Here is a 5,584-nt window from a genome sequence, read left to right on the forward strand (position 1 = left end):
TGTTAGGACAACATCTTGTCACGCGTCCCGTGTTTGAAGCCTTGTTTGAGGGCAATGAATTTGTGCAAAACAATGCCATTTCGCAAGCCATGGAAAAGATCTTAGCTGAGTTGGATAAAACCAATATCAAGCAAGTATCGAAAGAGTTACAAGAGTTTTATGACAGTGTGAAATTCCGTGCCTCTGGGATTACCTCCCCCCAAGCAAGACAAAACCTTATTATCAAGCTATATGAAGATTTCTTTACCAAGGCATTTAAGAAAACCACCGATAGGCTTGGGATTGTTTACACCCCCGTTGAGGTTGTTGATTTTATCATTCATTCTGTTGATGATGTTTTACGCAATGAATTTGGAAAAAGCTTGGGATCACGTGGTGTTTCTATTCTCGACCCTTTTACGGGTACTGGTACCTTCATCACAAGGCTTTTACAATCCAATCTCATCAAACCAGAGGATATGGAATATAAGTTCCGTCATGATATCCATGCCAATGAGATTGTTCTCTTAGCCTATTACATAGCAGCCATTAACATTGAATCAACCTATCATAGTCTTGTGAAAGGTGAATATATTCCTTTTAAGCATATTGGTTTGACTGATACGTTTCGGATGCTTGAAGAAAAAAGTCTGCTACAAAAATTATTTAAAGAAAACAGTGAATATTTAGAACATCAAAAGAAACTGGATATCAAGGTTATCTTTGGAAATCCCCCTTATTCTTTTGGACAAAAAAGTGAAAATGATAATGCAAAAAATACTCCTTATCCGATATTAGATAAACGTATCGGCGAAACTTATGCTGCTCAATCCAGAGCAAGTAATGTTAATAGAGTTTATGACAGTTATATTCGTGCTATCCGCTGGGCAAGTGACCGCATAAAAGATTGTGGTGTTATTGGTTTTGTTACAAATGCAAATTTTGTAGATGCAAACGCTATGGATGGTTTACGAAAATGCCTCGTTGAGGAATTTAGTAGCCTTTATATTTTCCATTTACGGGGTAATCAACGAACCTCTGGAGAACTATCTCGAAAAGAAGGTGGTAAGATTTTTGGAGAAGGTTCTCGTGCCCCTATAGCGATTTCCATTCTCGTGAAAAATCCAGAATCTCAACAGCGTGGGAAAATATATTTCCATGACATTGGAGATTATCTCACGAGACAGGAAAAGCTTACAATAATCGAGTCCCTTGGTAGCATTAATGGTATTACACGGAGCAAACAAGGTTGGAAAATGATCACACCAGACAAACATGGTGATTGGATCAATCAACGTGATGAAAGTTTCAAGACATTCCTAGCTCTAGGTGATAAAAAAGGGTATGATAAAAAGCTCTTTGAGACTTATTCTTGCGGTATCATAACAAGTCGTGATGCTTGGGCGTATAATTCAAGTCGTAAAATTCTATCACAAAACATGTATAATATGATTACTTTTTATAAGAGTGAAATGGAACGTTTTAATGATGCCTATCCACATTCTGATCGTAAAGCGCGTGCAAAGGCTGTGAATGATTTTGTCAATACAAATGCCCAAAAGATCAGTTGGAGTAGTAGTCTTAAAGAAGAATTAATAAGAGGAAAATTTTTTGAATTTGAGAATGATTGCTTAGTTCAAAGTCTTTATCGTCCCTTCACCCAACAATGGCTTTACTATAATAATATTTTTAATCATAGAGTTTCTCAAATACCTCGAATATTTCCTATGGGAAAAGTGGTCGAAAATAGAGTAATACAAGTTACAGGTACAGGAGCAACGAAAGATTTTTCTGTCATCATGATTAAGACAGTGCCTGATTTCCAAATGATAGAGAACGGTCAATGCTTTCCAAGATATATTTATGAAGAAACTACGGTTTCAAAAAGTAAAAGTGGGAAACAATCCCATTTATTTGCAAATGCTACAGAAGAAAGTAAAAATGTTGGTTTACAAAGGCGTGATGCCATAACTGATGAAGGACTAGCCCATTTTAAAGAAGCTTATCCGAATGAAACCATAACTAAAGATGATCTATTCTATTATGTTTACGGACTCTTACATTCAGAAGATTACCGTACACGCTATGCTGATAATTTATGTAAAGAGTTGCCTCGTATCCCTTGTGTTAAAACTGCTGAAGACTTTTGGAAATTTGTAACAGCAGGGCGTGAACTGGGTCATTTGCATGTAAATTATGAAGATGTGAAACCTTATCCAGTGACCTTTAAAAAGGGTAATCCAAAACAGACTGATATCTCTAATCCAGAAAAGTTTTATTACGTGAATGAAATGAAATTCGCAAAAATTAAGGATAGTAAGAAAAAGGATAAAACCACTGTTATTTATAATAACAATATCACAATAACAGATATACCTCTTGACGCTTATGCGTATATCGTCAATGGCAAACCTGCTCTTGAATGGGTTATGGGGCGTCAATGTGTAAAGACTGATAAAAAGAGTGGTATTGTGAATGATGCTAATCGCTATGCTGTTGAAACCGTTGGCAACCCTGCTTATCCATTGGAGTTATTCCAAAGGGTTATTACCGTAAGTTTAGAGACAATGAAGATTGTTAAGAACCTACCAAAATTAGAAATTAAAGAAACTGAATAAGCTTATAAGACCTTATAACTCATAAGGGGTATAGAATATAGCTATACCTCTTTTGTAAGTTAATTAGATACAATCTTAAAAGGAATAATTTATCATGCGTTATTCTAAAAAAAGATCATTTGCACTTTTAAACACTGTCATTTGGATTGCCTTTAAAAGATTACACCGTAATCTCAAATGATAGCTTTATAGCTTTCAAAAAACTTCTTTAAAGAGAGTTTTATATCTTCATTTTGCTTATAGGTTTTGTCTGTTTTAAAACCCCCCAAAACCTCTAAAACCTCTAAAACTCATAACCATAAGAGCCTTGATCGCATAGCTTATGATTATAACTGTCTTTTGAAAGGCTTTAAGAGATCACATGCTTCTTTCATAAAGCACGTTTTAATCACTCACTAAAATGATCACTTTTGTCAGTTCAATTTACTGACAGATAACTGACAAATATATATTATTGATTGAATTTACGTGTTGTGTCTTAATAAGGGTTGTACCATTAAAATGCTAACATATTGAAATATAATGTTTTTAAATTTCTCTCATTTGAAAAAAATAATAGAGGATCTAAAAAGAACTGACTAAACTGACAAAAATGACAAAAGTCTATTAAAAGGGATTTTGCTAATCTCTATAAATATCAATCTCTCTTTAAATGTTTTCATAACAGTCTATAAATCACAATTATCCTATTTATCATTTCTCTTATGAAAAGGGAAAATGATGCGGTGGCTATAAAGAAGATAACAGCTATAAAGCACGCGTGAAAAAAGCAGGCTTTCATAATCACAATGCAAATGAAATCATTTGTTATAAAGACAGTCCCTATAAAAGCTATTAAGTTGAAAATGTATTATAAAAGAAATTAACAGAAATCTTTAAAAACCATTTAGTAAAAAAACATGATAGGTTATAAAGATAAAAATACGCATCATGAGAGCGTTTCTCAATATTATAAATGTATAGATTCAGAAAATAACGCAATCGTTTTATAATGCCCATAATATAGCTTTAAAGGCACATAATACAAAAGAAGCAATTAATAAGCATATGATAAATATATACACACAATGCATTTAAAAAAATCATAAAAATATCAAAAAAGTGCATAAATTAATTGACAATAAATACGTATTTTGTTATATAAATAATCAAGTGATCAAAACACTAAACATGTAGCGAAAAGGTTGCGATAAACCTAATCCTGTTATAAATACTGACTATCTTTTATGCTTTTATTGGCATATATGATGATTTTGTCGGGTGTGCTTACACCATACAATACCCTTATGGGAAAAGTGTAAGCAACGGACTACATGCCGTGTTTTGAACGCCCGGCGCCCTTATGGGCTGTCAATTTCAAAACTCTAAATCATGTAGGATATATTAGTATGAAAACTCTATCAAAAAACACCCCCGTTATTTCTAACATTTCAAATGAAACCGCATCTAATAATAAACAAGAGCCTGCAAAAAAATACGAATTTATTGATGATTGTGAATATATCGATGGTCATTTCTTAAAGCGAATTAGAGCTTTAAGAGATTTTGGTGATGTCAAAAAAGGCGATTTAGGTGGCTATATTGAAAATGAAGATAACCTCTCTCATGAGGGTAATTGCTGGGTGTATGATAAAGCACGCGTCTTTCAAAACGCTCGGGTTTCTGAGAATGCAAAAGTAAAGGGCTTTTTTGTTGACGTCTATGGCGATGCTAAAATTTATGGAAATGCTATTTTTCAAGGCATGGCAATAAATGATTATTGTGAGGTCTATGGCAATGCCCATGTTGAAAATGCTGTTATAATTGAAGGCAATGTTAAAATTTATGATAACGCCCGTGTAAGTGGTCATGCTCATATTTCTGATATGTCTGTTATTTGTGATGATGCTCATGTCGGTGGCAATGCAAAAATAAGCGATGGTGCTTATATCTGTGATCATTCTTATGTTATTGATGATGCCGTGGTTTGTGGTTCTTTAATCTGTGGGGATTCTTATATTCATAGTGCCGCCTCTTTAACAGAAGATGATCAAATTCATGATGAGGCAATTCCAAGATTTGGTAGTGATGATGATTATTACCGTCATGAATATTATGACGAGGCAATGTAATTAACACTAGGCGCGGCGGGGGCGCCTCTCTTTAAACATTTCATTTTTACAATTTTATCTCTTTATAAAGGAATTGTGCTATGCAAAAAAAGTTTGCACTCACAAATGAGACACGTGTATTTAATAATCAAACTCTTTATCGCATTAAAGCATTAAGAGACTTTGCTGATGTCAAGGCTGGCGATTTAGGTGGCTTTATTGAAAGTGAAAATAACCTTTCTCATGAGGGCAATTGCTGGGTGTATAATGAGGCGTGTGTTTATAATAATGCCCATGTTTCTGATAATGCTAAAATCTTAAATGAAGCTTATGTTTTTGATAATGCAAAAATTGAAGGCAATTCTAAAATTTTTGATTGTGCAAAAATTTATGACAATGCAAGGGTTGCTGATAATGCTAAAGTTTTTGGTTCCTCTTATGTTTATGATCATGCCTGCGTTTTGAATCATGCAGAGGTATCTGACAGGGCTGTTATAAAAGGCCATGCAAAAATTTATGATAATGCTTTATTAACTGGCTATGCACAAGCTTATGGCAATGCAAGAATTTATGACAATGCTCAAGTTTGGTTTTTTGCTGTGGTTTGTGATGATGCTTGTATTTATGAAAATGCAAAAATTACAGGCTATACATACATTTGCGATAAAGTGAGTGTTTTTGGTAATTCATATATAGATACCAAAAAATTGAGTGGTCATATCAAAATTTGTGATCAAACCATAAAAGACGCTGCGTAAAATAAGACGCGTGCGTTGCGGGGGCGCCCCTCTTTCAAATTTTCCATTCCAAATTTTAGCAAATGTTTAACACATTCAATTGTGTGAGGTATTCTTATGTGCAAAAAATACGAATTAACTAGAGGAAGCAAAAAAATTA

3 protein-coding genes are annotated in these 5,584 nt (G+C 33.8%); all 3 read left to right on the top strand.

The annotated features are described in order from the left end of the window. The coding region (locus PVV69_RS09155) for a type ISP restriction/modification enzyme (protein ID WP_273757258.1) at positions 1 to 2,597 on the top strand (2,597 nt) is incomplete at its 5' end. A gap of 1,388 nt (positions 2,598 to 3,985) precedes the next feature. After that, positions 3,986 to 4,708, top strand: coding sequence for a hypothetical protein (locus PVV69_RS09160; RefSeq protein WP_273757259.1), 723 nt, complete (start codon positions 3,986 to 3,988; stop codon positions 4,706 to 4,708). An 80-nt stretch (positions 4,709 to 4,788) separates the two neighbouring features. Continuing rightward, positions 4,789 to 5,445 (top strand): hypothetical protein, encoded by a 657-nt coding sequence (locus tag PVV69_RS09165; protein ID WP_273757260.1) that lies wholly within the window; start codon positions 4,789 to 4,791, stop codon positions 5,443 to 5,445. Positions 5,446 to 5,584 lie beyond the last annotated feature (139 nt).

The sequence above is a fragment of the Bartonella sp. MM73XJBT genome, assembly GCF_028618465.1.
GTDB lineage: Bacteria > Pseudomonadota > Alphaproteobacteria > Rhizobiales > Rhizobiaceae > Bartonella.